Here is a 14,679-nt window from a genome sequence, read left to right as displayed (position 1 = left end):
GGCGCCTTAGTTTTTTTAGTAGTTTCTACTTATTGAATTGGAAATTTCTTCACTAAGGTTCAATTAAATACGATCACTATTTAGTGATGATAGAGGTGCAAGGTTCAAGAGTAGTACATGCGAGGACGAACAAGTCCAGTGAAAATGTATGAAAGGGGAACTTGCCGAAGTGGAGCATCGTTGTTTCCGATGCTGTGCTGGTTTTACATTTAAGAGATGTAAGACTGTCGATTCTAAACGTTTCGGAGAGCTATCACACATGCGCAAGTTACTTTATTGTACATGTTATAGGCAGCTTTCACGTTATGTGAGGAGCTGCCTTTTTAGTTTTCCGAAACAACATTTTTTCAAGTCTGTTACTTTTACCTAAGAGGTGAAGGGGTGCTATTTGCTTTTGTGGTGTTATTTTGTGAAAAGCTGCAAAAGCATAGCTACTTTATAATCAGTAAAATGATTGAATACGAAGGAGAATGATAAAGATGGCGAGAGTTGTGATGAAATTTGGTGGTGCTGCATTAGCATCAACAGAGCACATTCAAAATGTTGCGCAAAAGGCGATTGCAGAAAAGGAAAGAGGTTTTGATGTTGTCGTTGTCACTACAGCTATGAGGAGTATATCTAAAGAATTAACAAAGATGGTTCGTGATTTATCAGACAATGCATCTAAGCGTGAACTAGACGCATTACTTTCAACAAGCTCACAACTTACTAGTACATTAGTGGCAATTGCTTTACAGGAGGAAGGATATGATGCTGTGTCATTAACGGGCTGGCAGGCAGGCATTGAAACTGATGCTATGTATAGCAATGCCCGTATTGATGGGATGGATGCTAGACGAATAGAAGAGCATTTTGTACAGGGGAAAATCGTAGTCGTTGCTGGGGAACAGGGTATCGATAATTTACGGAATATTACGACGTTAGGTAAAGGTGGGGCGGAAACGACGGCTATAGCCATTGCAGCAAAATTGAAGGCGAAGCGGGTAGATATTTACACGAATGTGGATGGAGTCTATACAGCTGATCCAAGTCATGTTGCTGGGGCACAAAAGCTAAAAGAAATTTCCTATGATGAGATGCTAGAGCTATCAAACTTAGGGTCACAAATTTTACACCCGCGAGCTGTAGAGTTAGCAAAGAAGTTTCAAATCCCGGTTATCATTAGGTCGAGCGAAATAGATACAGTAGGTACTTTATTGAAGGAGGAAGTTGAAATGGAAAAAAATTTAATTGTACGAGGTGTTGCCTATGAGTCAGACGTTATTCGCTTAACGATTGGTTATGATGCTTATTCTAATGCTTCGTTAGCAGATATGTTCACAATACTTGCGGAAAATCGTATAAACGTCGATATAATCGTACAAGCAATAATTGATGGCTTAAAGCCGACTGTATCATTTACCATTTTAAAAGAGGAGTTCGCTGAAGCATTACGTGTACTAGAAGATAGTAAAGTATCACTAGGATTTAGTTTTGCAGATTTTGAAATTGGTTTAGCGAAAGTTTCCATTATTGGATCTGGTATGGCGTCTAATCCAGGGGTGGCTGCCCGAATGTTTGATCGTCTACGTCGTGAAGATATCCCTGTAAAAATGGTAAGTACTTCTGAAATAAAAGTGTCTGTCGTTGTACCTCAGGACGAAATGATTCGTGCAGCAAATGCATTACATGATGAATTTAATTTATTTCAGGAAATGTCTTTTGTACAGAAAGCGTAGCGACAACTGAGTGATCAACTTCGTGCCGCTGACGCTACGCTTTCGCGCAAAAAACATCAGTTGCTGACGCTACGTTGCACTACGCTTTCGCACAAAAACATTTGTTGGCCTAATGCCTTCGGACGCAATTTAAAAGAGTCAAAGATGGATAGAGCACCCAAAGTCAAATTCGTGGATAGAGCCACCAAAATCGTGGATAGAGCATTCAACTTCGTGGATAGAACCACCAAATTTGTGGATAGAGCACTCAAAGTCGAATAGAACCACCAAAGTCGTGGATAGAGCACTCAAATTCGTGGATAGAACCACCAAAATCGTGGATAGAGCACTCAAATTCGTGGATAGAACCACCAAATTCGTGGATAGAGCACTCAAAGTCGAATAGAACCACCAAAGTAGTGGATAGAGCACTCAAATTCGTGGATAGAACAGCCAAAGCGACGGAAAGAAGGGCATAATTGATTTTAGAACAAGCACTTTTCATATAATGTTGAAGAGGATGTGTCAGTAAAAGGCACATCTTTTTTTGTTCACATCAATTTAATACTTTATCTAATTCTATTGTTATATAATAAAATATGACATGTTTTACCAAAGGGAAGGTGGAAGTTTGTATGGGGTTATTTGGTTTATTTCAAAAGCCAATGGATGAAAGCGTTGAGAGGCACAACGATATAGAAATACAAATATTAAAAAAACGAATTTTGGAATTGGAACTTGAGCAGGAAAGTATTGATGTGAAAAATGCGATTTTAGACTTTGTACTAGCGCATATGGAGTTAATTAATTTTCAAACGGCTTTAAAGGTTCAAAATGTCTCTACGAGTGTAGGGGATATTTCAGCAATGAGTGAAGAAATGTCGTCAAATACAGAGGAGGTGCTTGCGGTTGAGCAAAATGTTAATGCAAACATTCAAGAAATAAAACAGCATTCATTACTACTTGTAGAAGAAATGGAATCATCCATTTCAAAAGGTGAAATGGTTCAGGAGCTGTTGACCAAAGGAGCAAATTCAACAGAGCAACTGAATGATGAAATGACTAAAATGGATGATATCAGTAAAGGTGTAACCGGGATTGCCGATCAAACGCAACTACTATCTTTAAATGCCTCTATTGAAGCCGCACGTGCTGGTGAGCATGGAAAAGGCTTTAATGTTGTCGCGATGGAGGTAGGGAATTTAGCCAACAGCTCGAAAGGTTCATTGCAAGAAATGACAAAGATTCGCTCAGTCATTGATAAGAAATTACATAATACAATAACAAATATTAAAGAAGTCGAACATTATTTAACTGACTTTATAAGTGTCATGAAGGACAATATTGCTAATCTGACTGTAACAAGTAGAAATATTGAAGAAGCAGCACATGGTATTCATCAAATAACAGTTGCATCAGAAGAAAATGTAATAGCTGCAGGTCGTTTAGCGGAAACGACGACGGAATTATCACATTCTAGTGACTTCTCGGATATAATACAAAATCAAGTATCTGAAATGTTAAAAGCTATTGCACCGACAATCAGAAAACCATCAGAGCAAACGGTAGTTAGCCAATTGGCAGCAAGGTTAATGGATCATGCTAGCTTTTTACGAAATGCTATTCAAAAGGCTGGTCAGAAAGAAACGATAAAAACGTATCATCAATGTATGTTTGGAAAATGGTATTACGGACATTTTGAGGAATATCAGAACTTACCAGAATATCGTCATATTGAACAACCACATGAATTAGTACATATGGCCGCACAAAAATTAGTGAATGAACTGTCAATTAATAACATAGAAGAAATGATTCAACACTCACTTAATATTTTGGAGGCATTTATTGGGTTAATAGATGTACTTTTAAAAGAAAGACGTGCACAACTATAAATTAGAAAAATGATTCGTAAACATAAACGAGGGGGTGATTTCCGTTCCGGCTAGGCGCTTTGTAGCTGTCGCTTTGCTTTCGCGCAGAGCAGAGCTTCCTGGGGGCGTCCGATGAGCCGCTTCACTCGCTATGCTCGCTCCAGGGTCTCGGGCCAACACGATGTTGGTCACGAAGGCGTTATCACAGGACGTGATGTTCTTAGCCTTCGTTCCTCTATTGCTGATCCCCAAGGAGTCGCCCAGCCTCCACTCCAATCAGCCAATTCACATGACATACGCTTTAGCAACATGTCATCCCTAAACTCATCATCTTAACGAGGGGGTGATTTCTGTTCCATCACGACGCTTTACTGGGGGCGTCCAATGGAGCTGCTTCGCTTGTCCATTTATGACGCTACTCCAAGGAGTTGCCCAATCTTCGCTACAATTAACTTCTATTGTATACATAAAAAGGATTGTCATCCATAAATGTGGGATGGCAATCCTTTTCGTTTTATTCTGTAGGAACGGTATTCATGATTCTTTCTTTAACGTCCCATTTTACTGTGAACGTTACATTTTGTTGCTTTTCACGTTTTTCATCATAGCATTCTGTTAAATAACCTTTTACTTGCTGGATTTGCTCAGCTATAAATCCTGCTTCAAGTCTAAAGCTTCGAAGACCGATTTGTAACAGTTCTGGATCATTTGTCAACTGGAATATACGTCCATCTTTCGATTCTTTGACAAGCTCTAAATTACCCCAACAGGCATCTGCGAAAAATGCGATAAGTTCATCTTGACTTGTACATGGGAACTTCCGAGCTAGATCTTTTCCTGCCCAGTAAAGGACATCATCTTCGTGTTTACCAAGAATGGAAGATAAAATATAATCGCGAATTATCTCATAGCCAAATGCTGAGATTGTAGGAGATGAAGTGTTTAACATTGAAAGCCTTCTTTCTTAGAATTTTCTTAAAATTTGACACTGATAAAGTAAAGATAGATTTTTCGAGAAAAAACGATGCATCATGTACTAGATTACTTATTTAATAAGGAATATGAAAAACTTTAAGTTGCCTTGACGCTCGTAGCTCTTGAGAGTACAATAAACATGTCATAATATTGTACCATGATGAAATACACAGTCAATGAAGTATCAGTTACAAAATGATGACTTCTTTAGTTGTGCTATTTTAAGTACTAAGGGGGGTAACAGTCTTGTCGAAAGATCGAGAGTTTTTATGGCGTCGCTTACATTCTCTACTTGGTATCATTCCAGTAGGTCTGTTTTTAACGATGCACCTGTTCATTAACTTTACAGCAACAGGCGGAGCAGAAAGTTACAACGATGCTACCGCAGTAATGGAAAAGATTCCATTCCTTATCCTAGTTGAATGGATTGTCATTTATATTCCATTAATGTTCCACGCATTCTATGGTGTCTACATTGCATTCACTGCTACACCAAATACAGGACGTTTCAGCACATACCGTAACTGGATGTACTCATTACAACGTTTCACTGGTGTATTCTTAGTGATCTTCATTGCATGGCATATTTTCCAAACTCGTATTCAAAAAGCACTTGGTACAGAAGTTGATTACGACATGATGGCGGATATCGTTTCTAATCCATTCATGCTTGGATTCTACATCGTTGGTATTATATCAGCAACTTTCCACTTATCTAACGGTTTATGGGCATTCCTAGTTAGCTGGGGTATTGTACAATCTCCTCAGTCTCAAAAGATTGCTACTTATGTAACAAACATTATTTTCGTAATTCTAAGTGTAGTTGGTGTGGCTGCTATTTTAGCTTTTGTTTAATTTAATAGAAGCTACTATAGAGTACATGCAATCATTGCAATTTTTTAAGAGGAGTGAGAAATAATCATGGCGAAAAGCAAAATAATTGTTGTCGGCGGCGGTCTAGCTGGTCTGATGGCAACGATTAAAGCAGCTGAAGTTGGTACTGAAGTTGATTTATTCTCATTAGTTCCTGTAAAACGCTCACACTCTGTATGTGCGCAGGGCGGAATTAATGGTGCGGTAAATACAAAAGGTGAAGGGGATTCTCCTTGGATCCACTTTGATGATACAGTTTATGGTGGGGACTTCTTAGCGAACCAACCACCTGTTAAGGGTATGTGTGATGCAGCCCCTGGTATTATTCACTTAATGGACCGTATGGGTGTAATGTTCAACCGTACACCAGAAGGTCTTCTTGACTTCCGTCGTTTCGGTGGTACTTTAATGCACCGTACAGCCTTCTCTGGTGCAACAACTGGTCAGCAATTACTATACGCACTAGACGAGCAAGTTCGCTCTCACGAAGTAGCTGGTTTAGTGAATAAATATGAGCACTGGGAATTCCTTGGTGCAGTAGTCGATCCTGACGGCGTTTGTCGTGGTATCGTAGCGCAAGATATGCGTACAGAAGAAATCAAATCATTCCGTGCAGACGCTGTTATTATGGCGACTGGTGGCCCTGGTATTATCTTCGGTAAAACAACAAACTCTGTTATTAATACAGGTTCTGCTGCTTCTATCGTTTACCAACAAGGTGCTTCATACGCGAATGGTGAGTTCATCCAAATTCACCCAACAGCGATTCCTGGAGATGACAAAAACCGTCTAATGTCAGAGTCAGCTCGTGGTGAAGGTGGCCGTATTTGGACTTATAAAGACGGTAAACCTTGGTACTTCCTGGAAGAAAAATATCCTGCATATGGTAACTTAGTACCACGTGATATTGCAACACGTGAAATTTTCGACGTTTGTGTAAACCAAAAACTTGGTATCAACGGCGAAAACATGGTATACCTAGATCTTTCTCATAAAGATCCACATGAATTAGATGTAAAACTAGGTGGTATTATTGAAATCTACGAAAAATTCGTAGGTGATGATCCACGTAAATTACCAATGAAAATTTTCCCAGCAGTTCACTACTCAATGGGTGGATTATGGGTTGACTACAACCAAATGACTGAAATTCCTGGTCTATTTGCAGCAGGTGAATGTGATTATTCTCAACATGGTGCAAACCGTCTTGGTGCGAACTCATTATTATCAGCTATCTATGGCGGTATGGTTGCTGGACCAAACGCAGTAGATTATGTTAAACATCTTAAAAAGCATGCTGAAGATATTCCACAAGAAGTATTCGATGCTCGCGTTAAAGAAGAACAAGCTAAGTGGGATGCTGTCATGAAAATGGACGGCACAGAAAACGCTTACTTGCTTCATAAAGAGCTTGGTGAAATGATGACAGCTACTATGACAGTAGTACGTTATAATGACCAACTTCAAGATACATTGAATAAACTTGATGAATTCCAAAAACGTTGGGAAAACATTAACATCAACGATACACAAAAGTGGAGTAACCAAGGTGCTCACTTTACGCGTCAGTTAAAAAATATGATTTACCTTGCGAAAGTAATGACAAAAGGTGCATTATTACGTAATGAATCTCGTGGTGCACATTATAAGCCAGACTTCCCGAACCGTGATGATGAGAACTTCTTAAAAACAACAATGGCGAAGTTTGATCCAACTACTGGTAACCCAGTCATTACTTACCAAGAAGTCGACGTTTCATTAATTCCACCACGTAAACGTGATTACTCTGCGAAAGGAGACTAAGAATTATGAATATCGCAGCTAATACTGGAAGAATGGTAAAAGTTGAAATTTTACGTCAAGATACAAAAGGTGGCAATGGCTACTGGCAGAAATTCGAAGTTCCTTATCGCCATGGTATGAACGTCATTTCTGTATTAATGGAAATTCAAAAGAATCCAGTTTTGTCAACTGGTGAAAAAACAACACCAGTTGCATGGGATATGAACTGTCTTGAAGAAGTTTGTGGTGCATGTTCAATGGTTATCAATGGCCGCCCACGTCAATCTTGTTCAACTCTTGTTGACCAATTGACTGAGCCAATTAAACTTGAGCCTATGAAAACTTTCCCAGTTATTCGTGACTTACAAGTTGACCGTGAACGCATGTTCAATGCACTTAAAAAAGTTAAAGCATGGGTTCCAATTGATGGTACTTATGATTTAGGTGAAGGTCCACGTATGCCAGAAGGTAAACGTCAATGGGCTTATGAATTATCTAAATGTATGACTTGTGGTGTATGTATGGAAGCGTGTCCAAACGTGTCTGAAAAAGCTTCATTCATCGGACCAGCACCATTATCACAAGTACGTCTATTCAACACTCACCCAACTGGTGCAATGATTAAAGACGAACGTTTAAATGCAATCATGGGTGATGGAGGCCTTGCAAACTGCGGTAACTCACAAAACTGTGTAGCTGCTTGTCCAAAAGGTATTCCTTTAACAACATCTATCGCATCATTAAACCGTGCAACTACAGTGCAAATGTTCCGTAACTTCTTCGGTTCTGACCACTACGTTGACTAATAGTACAAGCTTTACTCCCAAACTCCCTTACACTAAATGTGTAAGGGAGTTTTTTTCTATGAAAAATATTAAATAATTTTGTAGAATAAAACTCATAAATGCTTGATTGATCCTACTCACCATTAAAGTTTCGTACTATAGGTAGTTCAGATAGGGGCATTTTCAAGAAAGAGTAATAAACTAAATATGATGTCTTCATTACAGCATAAAAAGATCGAATTACGCAAAAATAGGATAGGTATCATTGGGGTGTACAGAAAATGAGTTTTACCGAGTAAAAATGTGAATTTTCTATGATAATATAGTGTTTTCCTTTATAATGAATGTATATTCATTTATGACTTGCGAATTCCATTTGTTGTTTTGGAAGAAGCGAATAAAAATTAGGGGGATGGCTAAGATGAAAGCAAATTATATCGGAGATTTTCAGGAATGGACAAAGGATTTTGCATTTTTTATTGAGGTTCGTGTACGTTTTTCAGAAACGGATATGTACGGTCATATGAACAATACAGTTAGCTTTACATATTTTGAACAAGCACGAATCGATTATTTCCGTCATTTAGGTGTTCTAATGCCATCAGCAATTGATGAACATGTAGAGGGTATTCCGATTGTAGCCGACTTACAGTGTGATTACGTGAAGCAAGTTTTCTTTGATGATGTGCTAAGAATTTATACGAAGGTAGCGACAGTAGGGAACTCATCATTGGATATTCATTACTTAGCGAAAAACCAGCATGATGAAGTTTGCTTTACGGGTCGTGGTACGGTAGTGCAAATGAACCCTCGAACTGGTAAGAGTGTACCACTATCTGAGGAAGAAAAAACTCACTTAGCAAGCTTGGTGTTCCTATAGTATTGGAAACGGATTACGAAAGTTAATTGTCCATAGACAGAAATAGTGAGAGTTATATTTTTCAACATTGCAAAAAGTTTTCTCGAGGAAATAAGTATAGACAATGATTTCGACGATTGAAATTGCACTTTTACGACTCATTACAAAAAGTTGTGGATGACACCATATATATAAGTTGATTGAAGTAAAGACTGGGCGACTCCTTGAGGATCAGCGGCTCATTAGACGCCCCGTGAAAGCGCCCACTCGGAACGGAAAACAACCACTTGTTATGGTGATGATCCATTTTTACATAAAATCATTAATTGGTGGAAGTAATTTCCGATTTTTTTTAGGAAACACGAGATATTAATGAAAATAGCCGTCACCGCTCCTCATTCCTTAACATAAGTTACAATACGTGCGGGGGAGGAGGGTGTAACTGAAAATGAATGGCTCTCATCATCGTTCTCTTTTAACGAACCGAGAACGTGAAATATTTGCGCTTTTATTAGCTGAAAAAACAACGAGGGATATTGCAGAGCAACTTGGTATTAGTGAAAAAACAGTGCGAAATCACATTTCCAATACAATTCAAAAGTTAGGTGTAACGAATCGATCTCAGGCGTTAATTGAGCTGTTACGCTTAGAAGAATTTAAATTAGACTAATTGGACACTTGCTATTTCAGAAAAAAAACGACAAAATAGAACTATTCAACGTATTTTTAGGAGTGAAATAGTTATATGTCGGATGAAGTAACAAAGCACTCACCTGAAACCGTTGCAACGGTTGAAAAGGAATTACGCTATATAGCGGCGATTGTGAAGCAAAAAGGAAGAGAGATTGTTTCACAATATGCGATTACGCCGCCACAATTTGTTGCATTACAGTGGTTAGAAGAGCTTGGAGATATAACAATTGGCGACCTGTCAAATCGATTATACTTAGCTTTTAGTACAACAACAGATCTAGTGGACCGAATGGAGAAAAATGAATTAGTCAAGCGAATGCGTGACGAAAATGATCGTCGTGTCGTTGTTGTTCATCTTCTCGAGAAGGGCGAACGTATTATTCAAGAGGTTATTGAAAAAAGACAGCAATATTTGCAGGAGAAGCTTGTTGGTTTTAACGAACAAGAAGTCGCGCAATTATCAAGCTATTTAGAAAAACTACATGTACACATGAAACAGGATTGAGGCGGAAAGTATGAATGCCCCGATAGGCGTTATTGACTCAGGAGTAGGCGGTTTAACCGTAGCAAAAGAAATAATGAAGCTATTACCAAACGAAACGATCTATTATATTGGTGATACAGCAAGATGTCCGTATGGTCCAAGAAGTCGTCAGGAAGTACGAAACTTCACTTGGCAAATGGCAAAAGCACTAGAAAAAATGAATATCAAAATGCTCGTCATTGCTTGTAATACAGCGACTGCAGTAGCACTCGAAAGTTTACAAAGAAATATGCCTTTTCCGGTACTAGGCGTTATTAATGCTGGCGCACGTGCAGCTGTAAAGAAAACGAAGCGACATGAAGTCGTTGTGCTTGCAACAGAAGGAACAATTAAAAGCGGGGCGTATGAGGAAGCCTTATTATCACTGAATACGTCGACTCATATTATTCCGCTTGCTTGTCCAACATTCGTACCACTTGTAGAAAGTGGCGAATATAAAGGCGAATTTGCAAATAATTTAATTGCGGAAGGCTTAAAGCCGTTGAAAAATGAACAATTTGATACGGTCATACTAGGATGCACGCACTATCCAATTCTGCAAAAACAAATTGAAGCTGTTGTAGGAGAAGAAGTTTTTGTGCTTTCTTCTGCTGAGGAAACAGCAAAGGATGTTCAAGAAATGCTTGAATATAATGGCACTTTGGCTGATCCAGACGCTGTGCCTGCCCATAAATTTTATGCAACTGGTTCAGTACCGATTTTCCGTTCAATTGCTGAAAGCTGGCTTGAGCAAGGTACTCTCCGTATAAAACGTATGACATTAAAATAAAAAATCAGCTTAGCTAGGGGCTAGGCTGATTTTTGCCGTTTTTAGCATTGTACATAAGGGGACCGAGCACTTTTTTGAAGGTGAAAATTATGTTAAGATGAGTGCGCGAAAGATTTTAGGAGGAACGAAAATTATGACAAGATTTGATGGAAGAAATGTAGATGCGCTGCGTCCTGTGAAAATAGATAGTGAGTATTTATTGCACCCAGAAGGCTCAGTGTTAATTCAAGTAGGCAATACAAAAGTAATTTGCACAGCAACGATTGAGGATAAGGTTCCTGGATTTTTACGTGGACAAGGCAAAGGGTGGATTACTGCAGAATACTCGATGCTACCTCGTGCAACAGCACAGCGTACAGCACGTGAATCATCTCGTGGCAAAGTCAATGGCCGCACAATGGAGATTCAACGATTAATCGGTCGTTCATTACGTGCGGTCGTTGATTTAGAAGCACTTGGTGAGCGTACAGTGTGGATTGACTGTGACGTGATTCAAGCAGATGGAGGGACGCGTACAGCTTCAATTACAGGAGCATTTGTAGCGATGACACAAGCAATTGCTAAGTTTGCAGAAGAAAAACAATTAGCAAAATTCCCAATCACAGACTATTTAGCTGCAACAAGTGTTGGTATTGTAGAGGATCACGGAGCAATTTTAGACTTAAACTACGTTGAAGATGTTGCTGCTGCTGTAGATATGAATATCGTCATGACAGGTGCAGGACGCTTTGTTGAGCTTCAAGGGACAGGTGAAGAAGCAACCTTTTCACGTGAAGAGTTAAATGAACTGCTGGCGTTAGGTGAAGTAGGCATTCAACAATTGATTGCACTTCAAAAAGAGACACTAGGTGAATTGGCTAACAAAGTGGGAGGAAATGAATAACATGAAACAAGTAGTCATTGCAACTAAAAATAAAGGAAAAGCAAAAGATTTCGAAGCGTTATTTGGTCCACTTGGCTATGAAGTAGTAACGATGTTTGATGTTGCCCCAGAGATGGAAATAGAAGAAACAGGCACTACTTTTGAGGAAAATGCAATCTTAAAGGCAGAAGCATTGGCAAAAGAGCTAAACACAATTGTTATTGCTGATGATAGTGGCTTAGCTGTGGATGCATTAAATGGTGAACCTGGTGTTTATTCTGCACGCTATGCGGGTGATCATGATGATGAAGCAAACATGGTTAAGTTGTTAGAAAACCTAAAAAATGTCGAAGATGAAAAGCGTACAGCACGCTTCTGCTGTTGCATCGCTATTGCAGGACCTGATTTTGAAACGACAACAGTTTTTGGTACTTGTGAAGGTATCATTGCACACGAAAAACGTGGTACAAACGGATTTGGTTACGATCCAGTCTTCTTTGTCCCAAGCTTAAACCGTATGATGGCAGAGCTAACAGCCGATGAAAAAGGAGCAATTTCCCACCGTGGGAATGCTATTCGTAAGTTGAAGGAACAATTACCTAATCTTATAAAATAAGAGGTGATATCCATGCAAATACTGGTCATGAGTGATACACATGGTGATAGTAATGTGATTGAAAAAGTGCGTAGCTTTTACCCAAATGCTGATGCTTTCATTCATTGTGGAGATAGTGAGCTTCCTTTCTCTCATAAAGCATTGGATGGCATGAAGAAAGTACGCGGAAATTGTGACATCGATCAAGCCTTCCCTAATGAGGAAGTATTCGGTTTAGAGGACGTCACAGTCTTTGTAGCACATGGACATTTATTCAATGTTAAAACTTCAATCTTATCGTTATCATATCGTGCCAAAGAGGTAGATGCACAAATTGCGTGCTTTGGTCACTCTCATATTCTTGGGGCGGAAATGATTGATGATGTGTTATTTTTAAATCCTGGGAGCTTATTAAAACCACGTGGTCGTAAAGAAAAAAGCTTTGCTCTTGTAGAGGTTGAAGCTACGTATTTTGAAGTAAAGTTCTTTACGGATGATAATAGCTGTATTTCCAGCCACAAGTTTATGCGAAAATGATGTAACAAAAACGCTTAAGTTTTAGAAACTCTAAGCGTTTTTTGTTTTATCTCGGCCCGATTGGTAAGACAAAATGGTAAAAATGGCTATGAATTGTTTATGACGAAGTAGAAAAAATAAAGATAAACGTAACGAAGGAGAAAACATGGAAAATACAATAGGATGGAATTTTGATAATAGCTATACTCGCCTACCAAGCATTTTTTATTCATTAATTAATTTAAATCCAGTTCGTTCACCAAAGTTAATAATGGTAAATGAATCAGTTGCCAATGCACTTGGATTAAACGTCGATGCTTTGCAAAGCGAGGAAGCAGTAGCGGTTTTTGTAGGTAACAACAATCCGACTGGTGGCATGCCTATTGCACAAGCTTATGCAGGTCATCAATTTGGTCACTTTAATATGCTCGGAGACGGAAGAGCACTGTTATTAGGGGAACAACTAACACCAGCTCATGAACGCTTTGATATCGCATTAAAAGGTTCAGGGAGAACTCCTTATTCCCGTGGCGGAGATGGTAGAGCAGCACTTGGTCCAATGCTACGTGAATATATTATTAGTGAAGCCATGCATGCACTTGGTATTCCAACTACTCGAAGTTTAGCTGTCGTGACTACTGGAGAATCGATCATCCGTGAAACAGAACTTCCAGGTGCAGTTTTAACCCGTATTGCAAGCAGTCATTTGCGAGTAGGAACTTTCCAATATGCAGCGAACTTTGGAACTGAGGATGAGCTAAAAGCTTTGGCGGATTATGCTTTGGAACGTCACTTTCCTAATGCTGATGAAACTAAAAATCGTTATTTAACACTACTACAGGAAGTTATCAAGAAACAAGCATCTCTCATTGCAAAATGGCAGCTAGTTGGTTTTATTCATGGCGTCATGAACACAGATAATATGACCATTAGTGGAGAGACGATTGATTATGGTCCTTGTGCTTTCATGGATACGTATGATCCAGCGACAGTATTTAGCTCTATTGATCGACAGGGACGTTATGCTTACGGGAACCAGCCTAATATCGGTGGATGGAATTTAACACGACTGGCGGAATCATTAATACCGTTAATCCATGAAAATCAGGAAGAGGCTATACACTTAGCTCAAGAGACTTTAAAGCAATATTCTCAGCTGTATTATGCAAACTGGCTAACAGGTATGCGGGCAAAGCTTGGGATATTTAACGAAGCAGATCAGGACGTGACACTCATTGAAGAGCTTCTAAAATTAATGCAACAACATCAGGCAGACTATACGAATACATTTATCGCATTAACCTTCGATAAATTTGATGACTCACCGTTATTTAATACAAATGAATTTAAAGAATGGCATAAGAATTGGCTCGCAAGGATAGAAAGACAGCAAGAAACAAAAGACATGTCTCAACAATTAATGCGCGATCATAATCCAGCAGTTATTCCACGAAATTACCGTGTAGAAGAAGCATTAGAGGCTGCTGTTGAGCAGGGTGACTATAGCGTTATGGAGCGATTATTGGATGCGCTTGCTCAACCTTTTGCACATTGTGTGGAGCAGCAGGAATATGCGACATTACCAACGCCATCTAACCAACCATATCGAACGTTTTGTGGCACATAAGTTGAAAAACGAGGGAATAGAGCCATATTAAATAAAGTATGCCTCTTGGCAAAAAGAGGGGTTGATTTCCGTTCCGACTGGGCGCTTTGTAGCTGTCGCTTTGCTTTCGCACAGATAAAACATTTGTCGCTGACGCTTCGCTTTCGCACAGAGCAAAGCTTCCTGGGGGCGTCCGATGAGCCGCTTGGGCCAACACGATGTTGGTCACGAAGGCGTTATCACAGGATG

The 14,679-nt window shown here is 39.3% G+C and carries 15 protein-coding genes and 1 riboswitch; of the genes, 13 read left to right on the top strand and 2 right to left on the bottom strand.

Translation table 11 applies throughout. The features are described 5' to 3' along the window. The first annotated feature begins 82 nt into the window (after positions 1-82). A riboswitch (Lysine riboswitch) is annotated at positions 83-261 on the top strand. A gap of 218 nt (positions 262-479) precedes the next feature. Continuing rightward, positions 480-1,718, top strand: coding sequence for an aspartate kinase (locus ACMZ42_RS14475; protein ID WP_402868460.1), 1,239 nt, complete (start codon positions 480-482; stop codon positions 1,716-1,718). A 247-nt stretch (positions 1,719-1,965) separates the two neighbouring features. Here ACMZ42_RS14475 and ACMZ42_RS14470 read toward each other — a convergent pair whose 3' ends face one another. Further along, positions 1,966-2,238, bottom strand: a complete 273-nt coding sequence (locus ACMZ42_RS14470) for a hypothetical protein (protein ID WP_415731877.1) — start codon at positions 2,236-2,238, stop codon at positions 1,966-1,968. A gap of 94 nt (positions 2,239-2,332) precedes the next feature. Between ACMZ42_RS14470 and ACMZ42_RS14465 the strand changes: the two genes are divergently transcribed. Further along, complete coding sequence (locus ACMZ42_RS14465) at positions 2,333-3,592, top strand: methyl-accepting chemotaxis protein (protein WP_415731876.1); 1,260 nt, start codon at positions 2,333-2,335, stop codon at positions 3,590-3,592. A 493-nt stretch (positions 3,593-4,085) separates the two neighbouring features. Here ACMZ42_RS14465 and ACMZ42_RS14460 read toward each other — a convergent pair whose 3' ends face one another. Continuing rightward, positions 4,086-4,520, bottom strand: coding sequence for a YslB family protein (locus ACMZ42_RS14460; protein ID WP_370075562.1), 435 nt, complete (start codon positions 4,518-4,520; stop codon positions 4,086-4,088). A 272-nt stretch (positions 4,521-4,792) separates the two neighbouring features. Here ACMZ42_RS14460 and ACMZ42_RS14455 point away from each other — a divergent pair, with 272 nt between their 5' ends. The 11 genes from ACMZ42_RS14455 (at position 4,793) to ACMZ42_RS14405 (ending at position 14,451) form a co-directional block, all read left to right on the top strand. After that, a complete protein-coding gene (locus tag ACMZ42_RS14455) occupies positions 4,793-5,401 on the top strand; it encodes a succinate dehydrogenase cytochrome b558 subunit (RefSeq protein WP_370075560.1) in 609 nt (202 codons plus the stop codon). A 66-nt stretch (positions 5,402-5,467) separates the two neighbouring features. Next, the gene (sdhA, locus tag ACMZ42_RS14450; RefSeq protein WP_415731875.1) at positions 5,468-7,222 is read left to right on the top strand and encodes a succinate dehydrogenase flavoprotein subunit; all 1,755 of its coding nucleotides are present in this window, start codon (positions 5,468-5,470) and stop codon (positions 7,220-7,222) included. A 5-nt stretch (positions 7,223-7,227) separates the two neighbouring features. Next, positions 7,228-8,007 (top strand): succinate dehydrogenase iron-sulfur subunit, encoded by a 780-nt coding sequence (gene sdhB / locus ACMZ42_RS14445; RefSeq protein WP_415731874.1) that lies wholly within the window; start codon positions 7,228-7,230, stop codon positions 8,005-8,007. A 400-nt stretch (positions 8,008-8,407) separates the two neighbouring features. Then, a complete protein-coding gene (locus tag ACMZ42_RS14440; RefSeq protein ID WP_370075554.1) occupies positions 8,408-8,866 on the top strand; it encodes an acyl-CoA thioesterase in 459 nt (152 codons plus the stop codon). Between the two features lie 427 nt (positions 8,867-9,293). Beyond that, a complete protein-coding gene (locus ACMZ42_RS14435; protein ID WP_004226437.1) occupies positions 9,294-9,515 on the top strand; it encodes a helix-turn-helix domain-containing protein in 222 nt (73 codons plus the stop codon). Positions 9,516-9,590: 75 nt separating this feature from the next. After that, a complete protein-coding gene (locus ACMZ42_RS14430) occupies positions 9,591-10,043 on the top strand; it encodes a MarR family winged helix-turn-helix transcriptional regulator (RefSeq protein ID WP_323653188.1) in 453 nt (150 codons plus the stop codon). Positions 10,044-10,053: 10 nt separating this feature from the next. Further along, positions 10,054-10,851 (top strand): glutamate racemase, encoded by a 798-nt coding sequence (gene racE, locus ACMZ42_RS14425; RefSeq protein WP_370075552.1) that lies wholly within the window; start codon positions 10,054-10,056, stop codon positions 10,849-10,851. 133 nt (positions 10,852-10,984) lie between these two features. Continuing rightward, complete coding sequence (gene rph, locus ACMZ42_RS14420; protein WP_415731873.1) at positions 10,985-11,734, top strand: ribonuclease PH; 750 nt, start codon at positions 10,985-10,987, stop codon at positions 11,732-11,734. A gap of 1 nt (position 11,735) precedes the next feature. Continuing rightward, positions 11,736-12,329: an XTP/dITP diphosphatase gene (locus ACMZ42_RS14415; RefSeq protein WP_402868467.1), complete on the top strand. Its 594-nt coding sequence runs from the start codon at positions 11,736-11,738 to the stop codon at positions 12,327-12,329. A gap of 12 nt (positions 12,330-12,341) precedes the next feature. After that, positions 12,342-12,845, top strand: a complete 504-nt coding sequence (locus ACMZ42_RS14410) for a metallophosphoesterase (protein ID WP_370075546.1) — start codon at positions 12,342-12,344, stop codon at positions 12,843-12,845. A gap of 145 nt (positions 12,846-12,990) precedes the next feature. Further along, positions 12,991-14,451 (top strand): protein adenylyltransferase SelO, encoded by a 1,461-nt coding sequence (locus tag ACMZ42_RS14405; protein WP_415731872.1) that lies wholly within the window; start codon positions 12,991-12,993, stop codon positions 14,449-14,451. The last annotated feature ends 228 nt before the right edge of the window (positions 14,452-14,679 follow it).

It is taken from the genome of Lysinibacillus sp. NPDC056185 (assembly GCF_047737915.1).
In the GTDB taxonomy this organism is placed as follows: domain Bacteria; phylum Bacillota; class Bacilli; order Bacillales_A; family Planococcaceae; genus Lysinibacillus.
This window is presented reverse-complemented; position numbering and strand designations above follow the sequence as displayed.

What these genes read in the sequence shown, in the direction of transcription:
- ACMZ42_RS14475 (WP_402868460.1), top strand. Translation starts at nt 480, where the DNA reads ATGGCGAGAGTTGTGATGAAATTTGGTGGTGCTGCATTAGCATCAACA.
- ACMZ42_RS14470 (WP_415731877.1), bottom strand. Translation starts at nt 2,238, where the DNA reads ATGTGCCTTTTACTGACACATCCTCTTCAACATTATATGAAAAGTGCT.
- ACMZ42_RS14465 (WP_415731876.1), top strand. Translation starts at nt 2,333, where the DNA reads ATGGGGTTATTTGGTTTATTTCAAAAGCCAATGGATGAAAGCGTTGAG.
- ACMZ42_RS14460 (WP_370075562.1), bottom strand. Translation starts at nt 4,520, where the DNA reads ATGTTAAACACTTCATCTCCTACAATCTCAGCATTTGGCTATGAGATA.
- sdhA (WP_415731875.1), top strand. Translation starts at nt 5,468, where the DNA reads ATGGCGAAAAGCAAAATAATTGTTGTCGGCGGCGGTCTAGCTGGTCTG.
- sdhB (WP_415731874.1), top strand. Translation starts at nt 7,228, where the DNA reads ATGAATATCGCAGCTAATACTGGAAGAATGGTAAAAGTTGAAATTTTA.
- ACMZ42_RS14440 (WP_370075554.1), top strand. Translation starts at nt 8,408, where the DNA reads ATGAAAGCAAATTATATCGGAGATTTTCAGGAATGGACAAAGGATTTT.
- ACMZ42_RS14435 (WP_004226437.1), top strand. Translation starts at nt 9,294, where the DNA reads ATGAATGGCTCTCATCATCGTTCTCTTTTAACGAACCGAGAACGTGAA.
- ACMZ42_RS14430 (WP_323653188.1), top strand. Translation starts at nt 9,591, where the DNA reads ATGTCGGATGAAGTAACAAAGCACTCACCTGAAACCGTTGCAACGGTT.
- racE (WP_370075552.1), top strand. Translation starts at nt 10,054, where the DNA reads ATGAATGCCCCGATAGGCGTTATTGACTCAGGAGTAGGCGGTTTAACC.
- rph (WP_415731873.1), top strand. Translation starts at nt 10,985, where the DNA reads ATGACAAGATTTGATGGAAGAAATGTAGATGCGCTGCGTCCTGTGAAA.
- ACMZ42_RS14415 (WP_402868467.1), top strand. Translation starts at nt 11,736, where the DNA reads ATGAAACAAGTAGTCATTGCAACTAAAAATAAAGGAAAAGCAAAAGAT.
- ACMZ42_RS14410 (WP_370075546.1), top strand. Translation starts at nt 12,342, where the DNA reads ATGCAAATACTGGTCATGAGTGATACACATGGTGATAGTAATGTGATT.
- ACMZ42_RS14405 (WP_415731872.1), top strand. Translation starts at nt 12,991, where the DNA reads ATGGAAAATACAATAGGATGGAATTTTGATAATAGCTATACTCGCCTA.